Genomic DNA, 16,097 nt, shown 5'->3' on the forward strand with positions numbered 1-16,097 from the left:
CCATGCTCAAATCCCGCATCATCGCCGACAAGGACTTCGTCGTCGCCCCGCTCGACCGGCGCGTGTTCGGGACGTTCGTCGAGCATATGGGGCGCTGCGTTTACGGTGGGATCTACGAGCCCGGTCATCCCACCGCTGACGCGGATGGCCTTCGCGGCGACGTGCTGGCGCTGACCAAAGAGCTGGGCGTCACCATCGTCCGTTATCCTGGTGGCAATTTCCTGTCCGGCTATAACTGGGAGGATGGCGTCGGACCGAAGGAGGATCGCCCCGTCCGGCTCGACATGGCCTGGGGGTCGACCGAAACCAACCAGTTCGGCACCAACGAATTCATGACCTGGGTCGACAAGGCCGGGGTCGAGCCGATGTTCGCGGTCAATCTGGGCACGCGCGGCCCGGCCGAGGCGCAGAACTTCATCGAATATTGCACCCATCCGGGCGGCACCAAATATTCCGAGCTGCGCAAGTCGCATGGTCGCGCGGAGCCCTATGCCATCAACTTCTGGTGCCTGGGCAACGAGATGGACGGGCCGTGGCAGACGGGTGCCAAGACGGCGTACGAATATGGCCGCATCGCCACCGAAACCGCCAAGGTGATGCGCTGGACCAAAGGCGACCTGACGCTTGCCGCCTGCGGATCGTCGGCGCGGACGATGCCGACCTATGGCGCGTGGGAATATGAGGTGCTCGACCAGTGTTTCGATCAGGTCGATTTCATCTCGCTCCACCAATATTTCGAGAATCACGAAAGCGAGGTCGTCCGCTTCCTGACCGTTGTCGACGACCTCGAACACTTCATCGTCGAGGTTGCGGCTATCGCCGATGCAGTCGCCGCAAAGCGCCGGTCACCCAAGCGCATCATGTTGTCGATCGACGAATGGAATGTCTGGTATCGCGCGCGGTCGGGGGAACAACTGCGCTCCGCCACCTGGGAACAGGCACCCAAGCTGCTCGAGGAAATCTATAATTTCGAGGACGCTTTGGTGATCGGCGGCGCGCTGATCGTGATGATGAACCATGCCGACCGGGTAAAGGCCGCGTGCATCGCGCAGTTGGTCAACGTAATCGGGCCGATCATGACCGAAACCGGTGGTCCGGCATGGCGGCAGACAATCTTTCATCCTTTCGCCCAGTCCGCGCGCTATGCGCAGGGCGAGGTGCTGCGGCTGAATGTCGATACCGGCAGCTTCAAAGCGGGTAATCAGGATTCCGCGCCCTTGTTGCTGACGACTGCGGTGCATGACCCGGACACCGGGCGGGTGACGATCTTCGCGCTCAACCGCTCGACGGATCAGGAAATGCAGCTTTCCGTCGAGTTGCGCGGGTTAGGTGCGCGTTCGCTGGTAGAGGCGCACGAGCTGCACCATGAAGACATCAAGGCGATCAATAGCAAGGACGATCCCGATCAGGTCGCGCCGGTCGCGCATGATCGGGTGGCAGTTGAGGGCGAAACGCTAACCGCGACGCTGAAACCGCTGTCGTGGAACGTGTTCATCACGGATCGCGCCTGACCAGCGGCATTGTATCGACCCGCGCCCGCGCTAAAGATGAGGGAGATGGCGACGAAAGCGAAACCGACCAAGGCACCTGATGCGCGTGCGCGGCGCAAGTCGCTGCGCATCCACGGGACGATTGCGCGCGACCTGGGGATTCATATCGTCACTGGCCGTTACAAGCCCGGCGAAGTGCTGAACGGAGAGATTGCGGCAAGCGATCGCCTGCACGTCTCGCGCACCGCGTATCGCGAGGCGCTCAGGATGCTGGCCGCCAAGGGACTGGTCGAATCGCGGCCCAAAACTGGTACGCGGGTTTCCGCGCGTGAGAAATGGCACATGCTCGATCCGGACGTGCTGTCGTGGATCTTCGAATTCGAACCTACCGACGAACTGCTCGACAGCCTGTTCGAACTGCGCAAGATCGTCGAGCCGGAAGCCGCAGCGCTGGCCGCCGAGCGCCGCACCGACGCGCATATCGCGGCGATGGCCGAGGCGCTCGAGGGGATGGAGAAACACACGCTCGCGGTCGAGGAAGGCCGTGTCGCAGACCAGAATTTCCACGCTGCATTGCTCGATGCGTCGGGCAATCCGTTTCTACTGACGCTGACCAGCGGGGTAGGGGCAGCGGTCGCGTGGACCACGATCTTCAAACAGCGTAACAGCCCGCTGCAACGCGATCCGCTGCCCGATCATCGCCGCGTATTCGAAGCGGTGGCAAAGGGCGACCGCGCGGCGGCACATCAGGCGATGTCCGATCTGGTTGATATGGCGCTGGAGGATACCCGCCGGTCGCGCGCGCCCCGCCGCGCGCGGGTGTAACGCTTAATCGAGCCGCGCTTCGGGTTCTGCGTTCGTGACCTTGCAGCCCCATAGTGCATAGAACAGCACATAAAGCTCGCACGCCGCGGTCAGCAGGAACGACCATTGCAGGCCGTACATATCCGCGAGCCAGCCCTGCACGATCACCAGCGCACCGCCCGCGATCGCCATGATCAGCAGCCCCGACCCTTCCTCGGTCAACGGGCCAAGCCCGCGGATGCCGAGCGTGAAGATTGTCGGGAACATGATCGAGTGGAACAGCCCAACCAGGATCAGCGACCACATCGCGAGTGGCCCGCTTGCGAACACGGTGACCATCATCACCACGAACGCGCCGATGCTGAACCAGGCGAGCACCTTTTCGGCCGCGACTTTCTGCATGATCGCCGCACCCGCAAAGCGCCCGACCATCATCCCGCCCCATAGCAGGAATAGATAGTTGGACGCCTGTTGATGCGTCATGTCGCCGATTTCGGGCTGGGAGATGAAGTTGATGAACAGGTTGGAGACGCCGATTTCGGCGATCAGATAGATGAAGATCGCGGGCACACCGAACACCAGATTGCGGTGCCGCCATAGCGAATGGCCGCTGCGGTCCGCCGCCGATGCCCGCCGTGTCGCGGCACCCATGTCGGGCAGCTTGTAGCGCGCGATCATCACCGCCAGCGCGACCAGCACGACGGCGACGATCAGATAGGGGAGCTGGACCGACTGAGCATCGGCAAGCCGCTCCGCCTCGGTCAGCACGGTGCCGACTTCGGACGTGCCGCCCGTCGACCTGCCGAGGATCAGGTAGCCGCCGAACAGGGGCGCCAGCGTCGTCCCCATCGAGTTGAACGCCTGGACGAAATTCAGGCGGGCAGGTGCGCTTTCGGCAGGGCCGATCACCGCGACATAGGGATTGGCCGCGACCTGAAGCAGGGTGATGCCGCTTGCGACCACGAACAACGCGACCAGCACCACCCAATAGGACGGGATCATCGACGCCGGGATCATCATCAGCGCCCCGACCGCCATCGCCAGCAGGCCGTACACCATCGATTTCTTGTACCCGACCCGCTCGATCAGTTTGGCCGAGGGGATCGACGCAACGAAATAGGCGAAGAACCACACGCTTTCGATCAGCGTGGTCTGGGTATAGCTGAGGTCGAAGACGCTGCGCAGATGCGGCAACAGCGTGTTGTTGATGACGGTGATGAAGCCCCAGATAAAGAATAGCGAGGCCAGCACCCACAGCGCGCCGCGATAGATCGGGACCGTGCGCGCGCCTGACGGGGTTGCGGTCGGATCGGCGGCGGCGGGTGCGGGCATCAGTTCATTCCCCTCTACAGCGCGACCGGCCAGCCATCGGGCGTCCAGCCTAACGGCTGGATGCGCAAAGTCGGCGCGCCGTCCTTCTTGGTGTCGTACGCGTGATAGACGATGTAATCGCGCGCGCCATCGCGCAGGATCGCGACATGCCCCGGTCCGACGAAGCGCTTGGTGTCGTCGAGGCTGGCGTGGAGCACGACGAGCCCGCCGCCGTCCATCATCGATCGGCCCTTGTAATCGACATAAGGCCCGGTGATCGCGTTGGATCGTCCGACGACGGTGAAGTAGCTGCTCTTGGCCCCGCGGCAGCAGAAATCGAACGAGACGAACTGATAATAATAGCCGTCGCGCTTGATGATGAAGGGTGCCTCGACCGCGCCGGGGGTGGGGCGTTCGGCGATCGCATGGAGCTTGGTTTCCTCGGCGGATCGCTTGCCGGTCGCCGGATCGACGCGGAACAATTTGATCCCCGACCAGAAGCTGCCGAAGCTCATCCACTGGCTGCCGTCGTCATCGACGAACAGATTGGGATCGATCGCGTTGTAATCGTCGCCGCTGTCGGAAGCGAACACCATGCCTTCGTCGCGCCACGCATAATCGGGCGAGGCGGGGTCGAGCGTCGCGTTGGTCGCGAGCCCGATCGCCGATCGGTTCTTGCCGAAGGTCGAGATCGAATAATAGACGCGGTAACGGTCGCCGACCTTCGCGACATCGGGCGCCCAGATGCCGACCGTCCCCGGCACCGCCTTCTTCGCCCAGTCCGGCATCGCGTCGAACACCGCGCCGCTGCGCTTCCAGGTGACGAGATCGGTCGAACTGCGGATATGGATCAGCCCGCCGCCGTCCTTTTCCTGAGCGGTGGTGAACAGGTAATAGACGCCGTCCTGTTTGATGATGACGGGATCGTGGACGGGCACGAGGTCGCCGGTCATCCGGTCGTTGATCGATGCCTGCGGTGCGGTCGCGCTTTGCGGCGCGGCGCCCAGAAGCGCCACGCCGCACAGGCCGATGAGGAAAATCCGTGCGATCATCGATCGAAGGAATAGCGTACGCCGAGCGCAAATGTCCGCGGCAATAGCGTCGTGCCCAAATTATGCGTCTGCGGCCCGCCCGCATCGCCGAAGCGATAGTAGTTCTGCTGAACCTCGTTGGTCAGGTTGACCGCGTCGAAGGTGATGCCGAGCCGCGGGGTGGCGGCAATGGTGAGCTGAAAATCGAGGCTGCTTTCGGGCCGCCGCCACACGCCGATCGGATTGGCGAACAGCCGCGCTTCGTTGTTGGCGAGGAACTCCTTGCGCCAGACATAGGAGAGCCGCGCGCCGACGGGACCGCGTTCATAGGCGGCAGTGACGTTGTACGACAGGTCGGACACGCCGAAAAAGGCCGATTCGGTCTGGCCGGTGATGTTGCCCGCACTGTCGGTCAGCGGGATGTTTTGCGACGAATCGAGCAGAGTCAGGCTGCCCTGCAAGCCGAAGCCGTTGAAAATGCCGGGCAGACGCGGGAACAGCGTGACGCCGACCTCGATCCCTTCGAGCACACCGTTGGAGGCATTCTCGGGACGGGTAATGCCGAAGCGCGTGGTTTGCGCCGCGTCGTTGAGCGGCGGCGTCGCGAATTCGATCAGCGAGGTGATCGGCACCACCAGCCCCTCGATCTCACGGCGGAAGACCGTCGTGTAGATCGCGCTGTCGCGCGCGAAATACCATTCGAGGGCAAGATCGTAATTCTTCGAGGTGGTCGGCTGCAAATCGACATTGCCACCGCTGCCCGACCCGCGCCCGATCCCGGTCAGATCGCCGACGAGATTGAGATTGGGATTGAGGTCGGCAAAGCCCGGACGCCGCAGCGTCTGGCCATAGTTGAACCGGATCCGGAAATTGTCGAACAGCTCGTAACGCAGCGTCGCGCTCGGCAACAGACGGCTGGTGGTCTGCGATCCCGAGGTGGTTACGCCCGAAATGCGATCGGTGAAAACCAGATCGGTATCGACATCGACATAGCGGGCACCGGCCTGAATTTGCAGCGGACGCCCGAACAGATCGACTTCGAAATCGCCCTGAACATAGGCCGCCATCGACACTTCGTTGATGTCGAAAATGTCGGTCAGCGAAAGGTCGCCGCTGAGCGGGAGGTTGTAGAGGCTGCGGATCGCATCGGTATTTTGGGCGATGTAATAGCCATTGGGCGCGATCCATGACGTCGGAACATTGGCGCGACCCTGATAGAAATCGTCGTTCTGAAAGACGAGGCCGGGGTCGAGCGTCTCGAACCCGACGCCGAGTCCGCCTGCCGATTGTTCGCGCACCGAATCCATCGCCGAGCGGTTGTCGTACCGGATGCCGGTCTTGAACTTGCGAAGGAATCCGGCGTCGAATTCCTTTTCGTAATCGAGGTGGCCGGTCATCGCGTCGCCCCGCGACCGGTTGGCGTTGTCGAAGAACTCGCCGACATCCCATTGCGATGGATCGGTCAACAGCGCGTTGTCGTTGAAATTATAGGCCGGGATGCCGTCATTCGCGTTGAAATCGACGTCGATCATCGACGCCACGCGGCTGATCCGCATGGCCAGAAATTGCGAGTTGAACTCGCTGTTCTGGTACGACAGGTCGGCATTGATACGACCGCCGTCGATGGTTTCCCATTTGCCATTCAGCGCATAGACGAAGCTGTCGGTCTTGCTGCGGTTATAGTCGCCCGAGTTGAAACCGAACACATCGCCCGCGCGACGCGACTTGATGATGTTGGTGCCGTCGAACAGCTCGAACGTGCTGCCGGGATTGGGGCCAAGCGCTCCCCAGAAATCGACGAAGCTGAAAAACAGGTTGTTGAAGGTGGTCTGTTCGAACTGGTTCCAGAAGAATTCGAACGTATAGGTCGAACTGGAATTGGGCGACCATTGCAGCGCGGCATTGACGGCAGGGCGCGTCCGCTTGCCCGCGACATCGGGGCTGAACACCGCGTCGCGCGACAGATAATAGGGCACCTGTTGACCGTTCAGCAGAAAGGTCGATCCCGGTTCGGTCGGCAGACCGAGTTCGGTGCCGGGCTGCCATGCGCCGGTTTCGGGAAAGACGCGCTGGAGCGGCGCAAATCCCGGCGGCGGATTTTCGGTGACGAACGGCACCATCGCGCCCGCCGTCACGCTTTGCTCGCGAAAGTCGGTCTTCGCATAGCTGCCGTTGATCAGGATGCCGACATCGCCGATCCCGGTTTCCCACCGCTTGCTGATCAGCGCGGACAGGTTGGGATTATAGCTGTCGGCCTGTTCGTTGTAGATGCCGCGCGCGACTCCCGATATCGCGAAATCGTCGAAGTCGAACGGACGGCGCGTGAACACGTCGATCTGGCCCGCGATTCCCGTCTCGATCTGCTCGGCGGCGCGCGTCTTATAGACGTCGATCCGGCGGACCAGATTGGCGGGGATGTCCTGCAACGCAAAGGCGCGGCCCGATGCGGTGAAGATGTTGCGACCGTTCATCGTCGTCAGCGCATCGGGCAGCCCGCGGATCGAGATGCCCGAGGCTTCGCCCGCGCCGCGATTGGTGACCTGGATCCCGGTAACCCGCTGCAAGGCTTCGACGACATTGTTGTCGGGCAGCTTGCCGACATCCTCCGCAACCACCGAATCGACGATCTGAACCGATTCGCGCCGGATGTCGATCGCTTCGGTGATCGCCGCGCGGATGCCGGTAACAACGATGTCGCTGCCCTCTTGCGCAGGCGCGGGCTCGCCCTGCGCGGGCGGTGGCTGGGTGGTGCTGGTCTGTGCCTTTGCCGAGGCGGAAGTCAGGGCCAACGTCGTCAGCGACGCGGCACACAGGATTGCGGCCTTGCGATTCATCGGTTCCATCCCCTGGGTCGCGGCGCAGACTTTTGATGCTGCGCTCTTATTACTCAGACAAAAAGCTATCGCGGGCGATTGCGGGATGCAAGCGCTTATTCCGTAATTCTCAGACATTTCGATTTTCGGCAGCGCGTAGATCCGAAATGCTGCCGGTATTGCTGGGTTTTCGGTTAGAGCTGGCATTTGGTAGTGCGATAGGATTGGAGATGGCGGGTTGATCGAACATCCTGCCGTCGATATGTCTGAGTTAATCAGGAGAGTGGAATGACCCCAAGTGGTGCTTTGTTCATCGGCCGTGATCGTCCGCGGACCGACCAGCTGTTTCAAGCGGTCGATCCGGCGACCGGCGAGATGCTGGAACCGCCTTTCAGCGCCGCGGGGCAGGACCATGTAGAGCGCGCCTGTGCCCTCGCCGCCGATGCCGCGCGCGATTATGCGGCGACCGACCGTGGGACGCGCGCCGCGTTCCTCGAATCGATCGCCGACAATATCATGGCGCTGGGCGAAGTTCTGCTCGATCGCGCGCATCGCGAATCGGGATTGCCGCTGGCCCGATTGACCGGCGAACGTGGTCGCACCGTCGGCCAACTCCGCCTGTTCGCTGCGGAAGTGCGCGACGGCGGTTGGCTGGGCATTCGCATCGATCCCGCCTTGCCCGAACGCCAGCCGCTGCCGCGTCCCGACCTGCGGCTGCGCAAGGTGCCGGTGGGGCCGGTCGCGGTATTCGGCGCGTCCAATTTCCCGCTCGCCTTTTCGGTGGCCGGGGGCGACACGGCCTCGGCGTTGGCGGCGGGGTGCCCCGTCGTGGTGAAGGGCCATCCCGCGCACCCCGGCACGTCGGAGATGATCGCGTCCGCCATAGCCGATGCGATTGCGACCGCGGGTTTGCCCGAGGGGGTATTCTCTCTGCTGAACGGCGTCTCGAACGATCTGGGCGCGGCGCTGGTCGGCGATCGGCGGATCGCGGCGGTCGGCTTTACCGGATCGCGGGGCGGCGGGCTTGCATTGATGCGCCTAGCCGCCGAACGCTCGGTGCCGATCCCGGTCTATGCGGAAATGAGCGCGATCAACCCGGTGGTCTTGCTTCCAGCAGCGCTCGACGCGCGGGCAGAGGCGCTGGGCGCGGGTTATGTGGCGTCGCTGACGATGGGGGCCGGACAATTCTGCACCAATCCCGGCTTGGTGATCGCCATCGACAGCCCCGCACTTGACCGTTTCGTCGATGCCGCGCGCGGCGCACTGGGTGAGGCACCCGCCAGCGTCATGCTTACTCCCGGTATCCATCAGGCCTATGGTCGCGGCGTCGATCGGCTGGCAGGCCATCCGCGTGTCTCGACCCTCTCGCGTGGTCAGGCGGGCGATGGTCCCAATCGCGGGCAAGCGGCGATGTTCGCGATTTCGGCCGAGGATTTCGACGGCGATGCCGATGTCGCGGAGGAAGTGTTCGGGGCATCGTCGGTGCTGGTGCGATGCCGCGACACGCAAGCCCTCGCACGCGTGATCGCCGGGCTGGAGGGTCAGTTGACCGCGACGCTTCACCTGGACGACGAAGATTTGTCGATGGCGGCGGACTTGCTGCCGATGCTGGAGGCCAAGGCTGGTCGCATCCTGGCCAATGGCTGGCCGACGGGAGTCGAGGTCGCCCATGCGATGGTGCATGGCGGGCCGTATCCGGCGACGTCGGACGGGCGATCGACCTCGGTCGGGACGCTCGCGATCGACCGGTTCCTGCGCCCGGTTTGCTATCAGGATCTTCCCGACGCGCTGCTGCCGCCCGAATTGCGACAGGGCGGCCAGTCGGGGCTGCCGCACCGGATGGACGGCACCCACACGCTTTGACAACCACGGCGAAGAAACGCTTCACATAAGGGGAGGATGATGGCGATACGCCTGGTTCAATTGCGCGATGCGGAGGGCACGCGACGGGTCGCAGCGGTGGACGATACGGGCGCGGCGACGCTGGTCGATGGCGTCGACCGCGTGCACGCGCTGGCGCTGGCGGCGATCGATGCGGGGCAGTCGCTTGGCGATGCGGTCTCAGCGCGCGCCGGCGCTCCGGTCGATCTGAACGCTGCTGCGCGTGAGGGGCGATTGCTGGCCCCGATCGACCATGACGATCCTGCACATCTTTCCATGACGGGGACGGGGCTCACGCATCTCGGCTCGGCCGAAGGGCGCGACAAGATGCACCAGCCTGCATCGGGTGGCGCGATGACCGACTCAATGCGGATGTTCAACATGGGACTCGAAGGCGGCAAGCCTGCGACGGGCGAACCCGGCGTCCAGCCCGAATGGTTTTACAAAGGCGATGGGTCTTGTCTGGTCGGCCCCGGCGCGCCGCTCGTCTCGCCGGAATTCGCGCTCGACGGCAGCGAGGAGCCCGAGATTGCGGGCATCTATATCATCGACCGCGACGGCAATCCGCGGCGACTGGGCTATGCCCTCGCCAATGAATTTTCGGATCATATCGTCGAACGCGGCAATTATCTGTGGCTGGCGCATTCCAAGCTGCGGCCCGCGGCGCTTGGCCCCGAATTGCTGATCGGCGATTTGCCCGATGACGTCCGTGGCACCAGCCGCATCGTGCGCGACGGCGCGGTGCTGTGGGAAAAGCCGTTCCTGTCGGGCGAAGCGAACATGTCGCACAGCATCGCCAATCTGGAGCATCACCATTTCAAATACGGCCTGTTCCGCCGCCCCGGCGACATCCATGTCCATTTCCTTGGCACAGCGACCTTGTCGTTCGCCGACGGAATCGAAACGCGCGAAGGCGATGTGTTCGAGGTGGAGGCCGCGCCCTTCACGATGCCGGTGCGCAATCCGCTGGCGCGCGCCGAGCCCGCGCCCGTGACGGTGACGCCGCTATGAGCGCGACGCGCATTGCCCTGATCGGCATCGGCAAGATCGCCCGCGACCAGCATGTCCCGCATATCGCCGCCAGCCCCGATTTCGAACTGGTCGCCGCCGTCACCGGTCATACGCCCCCCGAAGGCGTGCCGGGTTTCGCCACCATCGCCGAAATGATGGCCGCGATGCCCGACGTGCAAGCAGTGTCGATCTGCACCCCGCCGCGCGGGCGGCTGGCGCTGATCGAACAGGCGGTGGCGCACGGGCTGGACGTGATGATCGAAAAGCCCCCCGCCGCGACGCTGAGCGAAGCGCAGGCATCGGCGCGCATCGCCGAGAAGGCGGGCCGTGTCTTCTACACCACCTGGCATTCGCGCGAGGCGGCGGCGGTCGAGCCCGCCCGCCTCTGGCTGAGCACGCGCACCCTCCGCCGGGTGGAGGTCAACTGGAAGGAGGATGTCCGCGTCTGGCATCCCGGACAGGCCTGGATCTGGGAACCGGGCATCGGGGTGTTCGATCCGGGGATCAACGCGCTGTCGGTCATCACCCGCATCCTGCCGCGGCCCCTGCTGCTGGAGGATGCCGAGTTGCGCTTCCCATCCAACCGGGATGCGCCGATCGCGGCCAGCCTGCGCTTTGCCGATACCGTAGGGGTGCCGGTCGCGGTCGAATTCGATTTCGACCAGCGCGGCCCGCAAAGCTGGGACATCCATGTCGAAACCGACGACGGCCAACTGACGCTAAGTCTGGGCGCGTCGAAGATGGCGGTGGACGGTGCCGCCGTCGATGTCGGCGACGAGGCCGAATATGCGCGGCTTTATCGCCGCTTTGCCCAATGCCTGGCGACACGGACCAGCGACGTCGACCTGACCCCGTTCGCGCATGTCGCCGACGCCTATTTGCTGGGTCGTCGCGTCGAAGTGGGGCCGTTTCACGAAGCATAAGAACAAGAAAACAGGGAGCAGGATATGAAGATGCTGGGCAAAGGATTGGCTGCCCTCGCGGCGATTTCACTGGCGCTGCCCGCGGGCGCGCAGACCGTGCCCGTCACCGTGTCGATCGACACGTCGAAGCCCGGACCGGTGATCGAACGCGACGTATATGGCCAGTTCGCGGAGCATCTGGGCCGCGGCATCTATGAAGGCGTGTGGGTGGGTGAGGATTCTCCGATCCCCAACACGCGCGGCTATCGCACCGACGTGGTCGAGGCGCTGCGCAAGATCAAGGTGCCGTCGATCCGCTGGCCCGGCGGCTGTTTCGCCGACGAATATGATTGGCGCGACGGCATCGGTCCGCGCGCTGAGCGCCCGACGCGGGTCAACACCCATTGGGGCGGCGTCACCGAAAACAACGCGTTCGGCACCCATGAATTCCTGGACTTCGTCGAGCTGATCGGGGCGGAAGCCTATGTCGCCGGCAATATGGGGTCGATGGACCCGCTCGCGATGGGCCAATGGGTCGAATATATGACCTCCGACAGCCAGTCGTCGCTGGCCAACGAGCGCCGCAAGAACGGCCGCGACAAGCCCTGGAAGATCAAATATTTCGGCGTCGGCAATGAAAGCTGGGGCTGTGGCGGCAACATGCGCCCCGAATATTCGGCCGACCTCCACCGCCGTTACCAGACCTTCGTCAAGGCACCGCGCGAGATGGGGATGAAGAAGGTCGCGACCGGCGCAAACGTCGCGGATTACAATTTTACCGACGTTCTAATGGACCGCGCACGGGGCCAGATGGATGCAATCAGCCTCCACCATTATACCTTCACCACGAGCTGGGAGAGCAAAGGCCCGGCCACCGGCTTCGCCGAGCCAGCCTGGGCATCGGTGATGAAGAATGCGCTGCGCATGGACGAACTGGTCACCAAACATTCGGCGATCATGGACAAATATGATCCCGAAAAGCGCGTCGGGCTCTATGTCGACGAATGGGGCACCTGGTACGACAGCGAGCCGGGATCGACGCCGGGTTTCCTCTATCAGCAGAACTCGCTGCGCGACGCGCACGTGGCGGCGCTCACCCTCAACATCTTTCACCGCCATACCGACCGGGTGAAGCTCGCCGCGATCGCGCAGATGGTGAACGTCCTTCAGGCGATGATCCTTACGAATAAGGACAAGATGGTTCTGACGCCGACCTATCATTTGTTCGACATGTATGTGCCGTTCCAGGGGGCGACCCCCTATCCGGCGACGGTATCGAACGTGCGTTACACCTCGGGCGGGATCGACTTGCCGATGGTCGATGTATCGGCGGCCCGTGCGACCGATGGGGCGCTGTGGGTGTCGCTTACCAACCTCGATCCCAATCGCGCGACGCGAGTGACCACCAACCTGTCGGGTAGCGCGAGCGGACGCATCCTGACCGCCAGGGCGATGGACGCGCACAACACGTTCGATCGACCCGAGACGGTCAGGCCCGCGGCCTATTCGGCGAAAAGCGTCGGCGGCAGGTTGAGCTTCGACCTGCCCGCCAAATCGATCGTGGTGGTCAAGGTCGCCGAGTGATCGACCGCCGCGCCTTTCTCGCCTCGGCGAGTGCGGCGGCGCTGCTCGCGCCATCGCTGGCGCGGGCAAATGCGGATGCCGGGCGGATCAAACTCCGCCCGGTTCCGCTCACTTCGGTTCGGCTGAGGCCATCGATCTGGGCCGACGCGGTCGAGGCCAATCGCCGCACATTGATGGCGCTTTCGCCTGACCGCTTGCTCCACAATTTCCATGTGAGCGCCGGGTTGCCGCCCAAGGGCGAACTCTACGGCGGCTGGGAAGCGCGCGGCATCGCCGGGCACACGCTCGGCCATTACCTCTCCGCCTGCGCACTGATGGTCGCGCAGACCGGCGACGTCGCGATCCGCCAGCTTCTGGCCGACACGGTCGCCGAACTCGCGCGCATCCAGGCGGCGCAGGGCGACGGCTATATCGGCGGAACCACCGTGGAACGCGACGGCAAGACGGTCGACGGCAAGATCGTCTTCGAAGAAATCCGCCGCGGCGACGTGCGGTCGGGCGGCTTCGACGTCAATGGCGGCTGGGTGCCGCTCTATAGCTGGCACAAGGTCCATGCCGGGCTGATCGATGCCGAGCGCCATGCCGGGATCGCGGCGGCGCGGCCGGTGATGCTGGGCATGGCGGGCCATCTCGCGACGATTCTGGAGGGGCTGGACGATGCGACGATGCAGCGGCTGCTCGCGGCCGAATATGGCGGGTTGAACGACAGCTACGCCGAGACTTACGCGCTGACCGGCGATCCGCGCTGGCTGCGGCTGGCGCAGCGCATTCGCGACCGCAAGATCCTCGATCCGCTGAGCGCCGGGCGCAACATCCTGCCCGGTCTCCACGCCAATACCCAAATTCCCAAGCTGATCGGGCTGGCGCGCCTGTACGAGCTGACCGGCGAACAGCGCCACGCCGACGCCGCGCGCTTCTTCCACGCGACCGTCACGGATAAGCACAGCTATGTCATCGGCGGCAATTCGGAACGCGAGCATTTCCGCGACCCCGGCGTCATTGCAGAGGCGATCACCGAGCGGACGTGCGAGGCGTGCAACAGCTACAACATGATGAAGCTGACCGCGCACCTGCATGGCTGGGCACCCGATGCGACGCTGTTTGACCAATATGAGCGCACCCACCTCAACCACATTTTGGCGCACCAGCATCCGAAGACCGGGCATTTCGTCTATTTCATGCCGCTCAGCGCGGGCGCGCGGCGGACCTATTCGACGCCCGAGGACAGTTTCTGGTGCTGCGTCGGATCGGGGATAGAGAGCCATTCGAAACATGGCGAGGCGGTGTGGTGGCAGGGGGACGACGTGCTCCAGCTCAACCTGTTCATCCCCTCGACGCTTGAGTGGCAAGGCAACCAGGTGACGCTCGACACCGGCTATCCGTTCGCCGACGCGGTGACGCTGCGCGTGGAGGCGCTCGACCGCCCACTGGCGATCCGCCTGCCCGGCTGGTGCACGCGGCCTACGCTGGCGGTGAACGGCGCGCCCGTCCCGTTAGAGCGTCGCGACGGCTATGCGCTGATCGACCGCGAATGGGCCGCGGGCGACCGGGTGACGCTGACGCTGCCGATGGCCTTGCGCGCGGAGGCAACGCCCGACGATCCCGACATGATCGCGTTCGTCCACGGCCCCGTGTTGCTGGCGGCCGACCTTGGTCCCGCCGACCGTCCGTTCGATCAGCTGCCGCCCGCATTGGTGAGCGATCATCCGCTGGGCCGCGCCCGCGCGGTCGATGCCACCGCGCACCGCTTCACCATCCCCGACGCGCGACCCGCGCCGCTGTCGCTGGTGCCATTCTTCGCGCAGTATGACCGGCGCACTGCGGTCTATTTCCCGCGCTTTACCGAAGACCGCTGGGCACGCGAGGAAAGCGCGTTCGTCGCAACCCAGCGCGAGCGCGCGGCGCTGGAGGCGCGGACGATCGACCAGATCAACCTGGGCGAGATGCAGCCCGAACGCGATCACGACTATGCGTCCAACCATAGCGACCTGTTCTCGTTCGCCGGGCGCAGCGCGCGGCAATTGCCGTGGGGCGAGGGGCACTGGCTGGAATTCGACATGGCCGTGCGCGACGGCCCACTCGTGTTGCGCCTGCTCTATTGGGGTGAGGAAGTGGACAAGCGCTTCGACATCTCGGTCGATGGGACTTTAATTGCCAGCGAGCGCCGGGCCGCGAAACCGGAGAAGCGGTTCGTCGGGGTGGACTATCCGCTGCCGGTGGCGCTGACGCGCGGCGATAAAACGGTGCGGGTCCGATTCGAGACGCGCGGGACCGATGCCTTCATCTACGAGGTGCGTACGCTGACGGCGGAGTAAGCTGAATACCCCAACTTCGTTTACAAGCTCAGCACGAACGGGAGGATCAGGCTGGATTACCCCCATGAGGATCATCCCCCGAATTTCCCCGTCGGCAATCCTCGAACGCCGGACTCCACCTCGAACAAATATCCGGCATGTTCTTCATGCGGCACCCCGTCAGCAGCGGAGGTCACGAACATGCGGTCGAGATCATCGCCTGCGAAGCAAATGTTTGTGATCTGCGAAGCCGGGAGTTCGATCGAGCGGTCGAGCAGGCCATCGGGCGTGAAGCGGCTGATCCGCGAACCACCCCAATGCGCGATCCACAGATACCCCTGTGCATCGACGGTCATGCCGTCGGGATAGCCCCAGTCCTTCTCAAACCGGATGAACGGCGTCCTGTCATGGGCACCATCGGCATCGAGTGCGAAGCGATAGACCTGCCGTGCAGGCGTGTCGGTGTGGTAGAGCCAGTCCTGGTCGGGGCTGATCGCGGGACCGTTGGCGACCGAATAGTCGCTGTCGACATGCGTCAGGCTGCGGTCGGGATCGAAGCGATAGAGGTTGCCGCTCGGCCGGTCGGCAGTGAGCGGCATCGACCCTGCCCAGATCCGTCCCCATTGGTCGGCCTTGGCATCGTTCAGCCGGTTGTCGGGCAAATCGGGTTCGGGATCGACGATCGGGATGATCGTCAGCGGATCGAGTGCCGAAGAATCGATCAAAAGTTCGGCGAACCCGCTGCGAAAACCGGCGATGAAGCCGGGCGCGTTTTGGCGTTCGATCACCCAGCCGATCATCTCGGGCATCGGCCAGCGTGTCACCGCCCCGTCGGCAAGCGACAGCCGGTTGAGCGCGGGCGCCAGGATGTCGGTCCAATAAACGGCCTGGTCGCGGGCGGACCATAGCAGCCCTTCGCCCAGCAGGTCGCGCGTGTCGCGTTCGACGATGCGGTATTCGGCCATCCGGCGTTCCA

11 protein-coding genes are annotated in these 16,097 nt (G+C 64.1%); 7 read left to right on the forward strand and 4 right to left on the reverse strand.

Annotated elements, in window-relative coordinates; translation table 11 throughout:
- The first annotated feature begins 2 nt into the window (after positions 1-2).
- On the forward strand, positions 3-1,511 hold the full coding sequence (gene arfA / locus ENHY17A_RS06930) for an arabinosylfuranosidase ArfA (protein ID WP_159711321.1): 1,509 nt from the start codon (positions 3-5) through the stop codon (positions 1,509-1,511).
- 45 nt (positions 1,512-1,556) lie between these two features.
- Positions 1,557-2,315, forward strand: a complete 759-nt coding sequence (locus ENHY17A_RS06935; RefSeq protein WP_159711323.1) for a FadR/GntR family transcriptional regulator — start codon at positions 1,557-1,559, stop codon at positions 2,313-2,315.
- Between the two features lie 3 nt (positions 2,316-2,318).
- Here ENHY17A_RS06935 and ENHY17A_RS06940 read toward each other — a convergent pair whose 3' ends face one another.
- The 3 genes from ENHY17A_RS06940 to ENHY17A_RS06950 are packed head-to-tail and all read right to left on the reverse strand — an operon-like array spanning position 2,319 to position 7,470.
- Positions 2,319-3,626, reverse strand: a complete 1,308-nt coding sequence (locus tag ENHY17A_RS06940) for a sugar MFS transporter (protein ID WP_159711325.1) — start codon at positions 3,624-3,626, stop codon at positions 2,319-2,321.
- Between the two features lie 14 nt (positions 3,627-3,640).
- Positions 3,641-4,657 (reverse strand): arabinan endo-1,5-alpha-L-arabinosidase, encoded by a 1,017-nt coding sequence (locus ENHY17A_RS06945; RefSeq protein ID WP_159711327.1) that lies wholly within the window; start codon positions 4,655-4,657, stop codon positions 3,641-3,643.
- Complete coding sequence (locus ENHY17A_RS06950; protein ID WP_159711329.1) at positions 4,654-7,470, reverse strand: TonB-dependent receptor; 2,817 nt, start codon at positions 7,468-7,470, stop codon at positions 4,654-4,656. The genes ENHY17A_RS06945 and ENHY17A_RS06950 overlap by 4 nt, the downstream gene beginning before the upstream one ends.
- A gap of 267 nt (positions 7,471-7,737) precedes the next feature.
- Here ENHY17A_RS06950 and ENHY17A_RS06955 point away from each other — a divergent pair, with 267 nt between their 5' ends.
- Genes ENHY17A_RS06955 through ENHY17A_RS06975 form a run of 5 tightly spaced genes read left to right on the forward strand, consistent with a single transcriptional unit; the run spans position 7,738 to position 15,142 of the window.
- Positions 7,738-9,312, forward strand: a complete 1,575-nt coding sequence (locus ENHY17A_RS06955; RefSeq protein WP_159711331.1) for an aldehyde dehydrogenase (NADP(+)) — start codon at positions 7,738-7,740, stop codon at positions 9,310-9,312.
- Positions 9,313-9,351: 39 nt separating this feature from the next.
- On the forward strand, positions 9,352-10,341 hold the full coding sequence (gene araD1 / locus ENHY17A_RS06960; RefSeq protein WP_328799150.1) for an AraD1 family protein: 990 nt from the start codon (positions 9,352-9,354) through the stop codon (positions 10,339-10,341).
- The gene (locus ENHY17A_RS06965; RefSeq protein ID WP_159711335.1) at positions 10,338-11,264 is read left to right on the forward strand and encodes a Gfo/Idh/MocA family protein; all 927 of its coding nucleotides are present in this window, start codon (positions 10,338-10,340) and stop codon (positions 11,262-11,264) included. The genes araD1 and ENHY17A_RS06965 overlap by 4 nt, the downstream gene beginning before the upstream one ends.
- Before the next feature lie 24 nt (positions 11,265-11,288).
- On the forward strand, positions 11,289-12,827 hold the full coding sequence (locus ENHY17A_RS06970) for an alpha-N-arabinofuranosidase (protein ID WP_236547792.1): 1,539 nt from the start codon (positions 11,289-11,291) through the stop codon (positions 12,825-12,827).
- The gene (locus tag ENHY17A_RS06975; protein ID WP_159711337.1) at positions 12,824-15,142 is read left to right on the forward strand and encodes a glycoside hydrolase family 127 protein; all 2,319 of its coding nucleotides are present in this window, start codon (positions 12,824-12,826) and stop codon (positions 15,140-15,142) included. The genes ENHY17A_RS06970 and ENHY17A_RS06975 overlap by 4 nt, the downstream gene beginning before the upstream one ends.
- Before the next feature lie 71 nt (positions 15,143-15,213).
- Here the strand turns inward: ENHY17A_RS06975 and ENHY17A_RS06980 are convergent, their stop codons facing one another.
- On the reverse strand, positions 15,214-16,086 hold the full coding sequence (locus ENHY17A_RS06980; RefSeq protein ID WP_159711339.1) for an SMP-30/gluconolactonase/LRE family protein: 873 nt from the start codon (positions 16,084-16,086) through the stop codon (positions 15,214-15,216).
- Between the last annotated feature and the right edge of the window lie 11 nt (positions 16,087-16,097).

This window comes from Sphingomonas sp. AX6 (assembly GCF_902506605.1).
In the GTDB taxonomy this organism is placed as follows: domain Bacteria; phylum Pseudomonadota; class Alphaproteobacteria; order Sphingomonadales; family Sphingomonadaceae; genus Sphingomonas.

Bases quoted from the DNA above. Each gene is read 5' to 3' on its own strand.
- ENHY17A_RS06970 (WP_236547792.1), top strand. From the start codon at position 11,289: ATGAAGATGCTGGGCAAAGGATTGGCTGCCCTCGCGGCGATTTCACTG.
- ENHY17A_RS06965 (WP_159711335.1), top strand. From the start codon at position 10,338: ATGAGCGCGACGCGCATTGCCCTGATCGGCATCGGCAAGATCGCCCGC.
- ENHY17A_RS06945 (WP_159711327.1), bottom strand. From the start codon at position 4,657: ATGATCGCACGGATTTTCCTCATCGGCCTGTGCGGCGTGGCGCTTCTG.
- ENHY17A_RS06935 (WP_159711323.1), top strand. From the start codon at position 1,557: ATGGCGACGAAAGCGAAACCGACCAAGGCACCTGATGCGCGTGCGCGG.
- ENHY17A_RS06955 (WP_159711331.1), top strand. From the start codon at position 7,738: ATGACCCCAAGTGGTGCTTTGTTCATCGGCCGTGATCGTCCGCGGACC.
- arfA (WP_159711321.1), top strand. From the start codon at position 3: ATGCTCAAATCCCGCATCATCGCCGACAAGGACTTCGTCGTCGCCCCG.
- ENHY17A_RS06980 (WP_159711339.1), bottom strand. From the start codon at position 16,086: ATGGCCGAATACCGCATCGTCGAACGCGACACGCGCGACCTGCTGGGC.
- ENHY17A_RS06940 (WP_159711325.1), bottom strand. From the start codon at position 3,626: ATGCCCGCACCCGCCGCCGCCGATCCGACCGCAACCCCGTCAGGCGCG.
- ENHY17A_RS06950 (WP_159711329.1), bottom strand. From the start codon at position 7,470: ATGAATCGCAAGGCCGCAATCCTGTGTGCCGCGTCGCTGACGACGTTG.
- araD1 (WP_328799150.1), top strand. From the start codon at position 9,352: ATGGCGATACGCCTGGTTCAATTGCGCGATGCGGAGGGCACGCGACGG.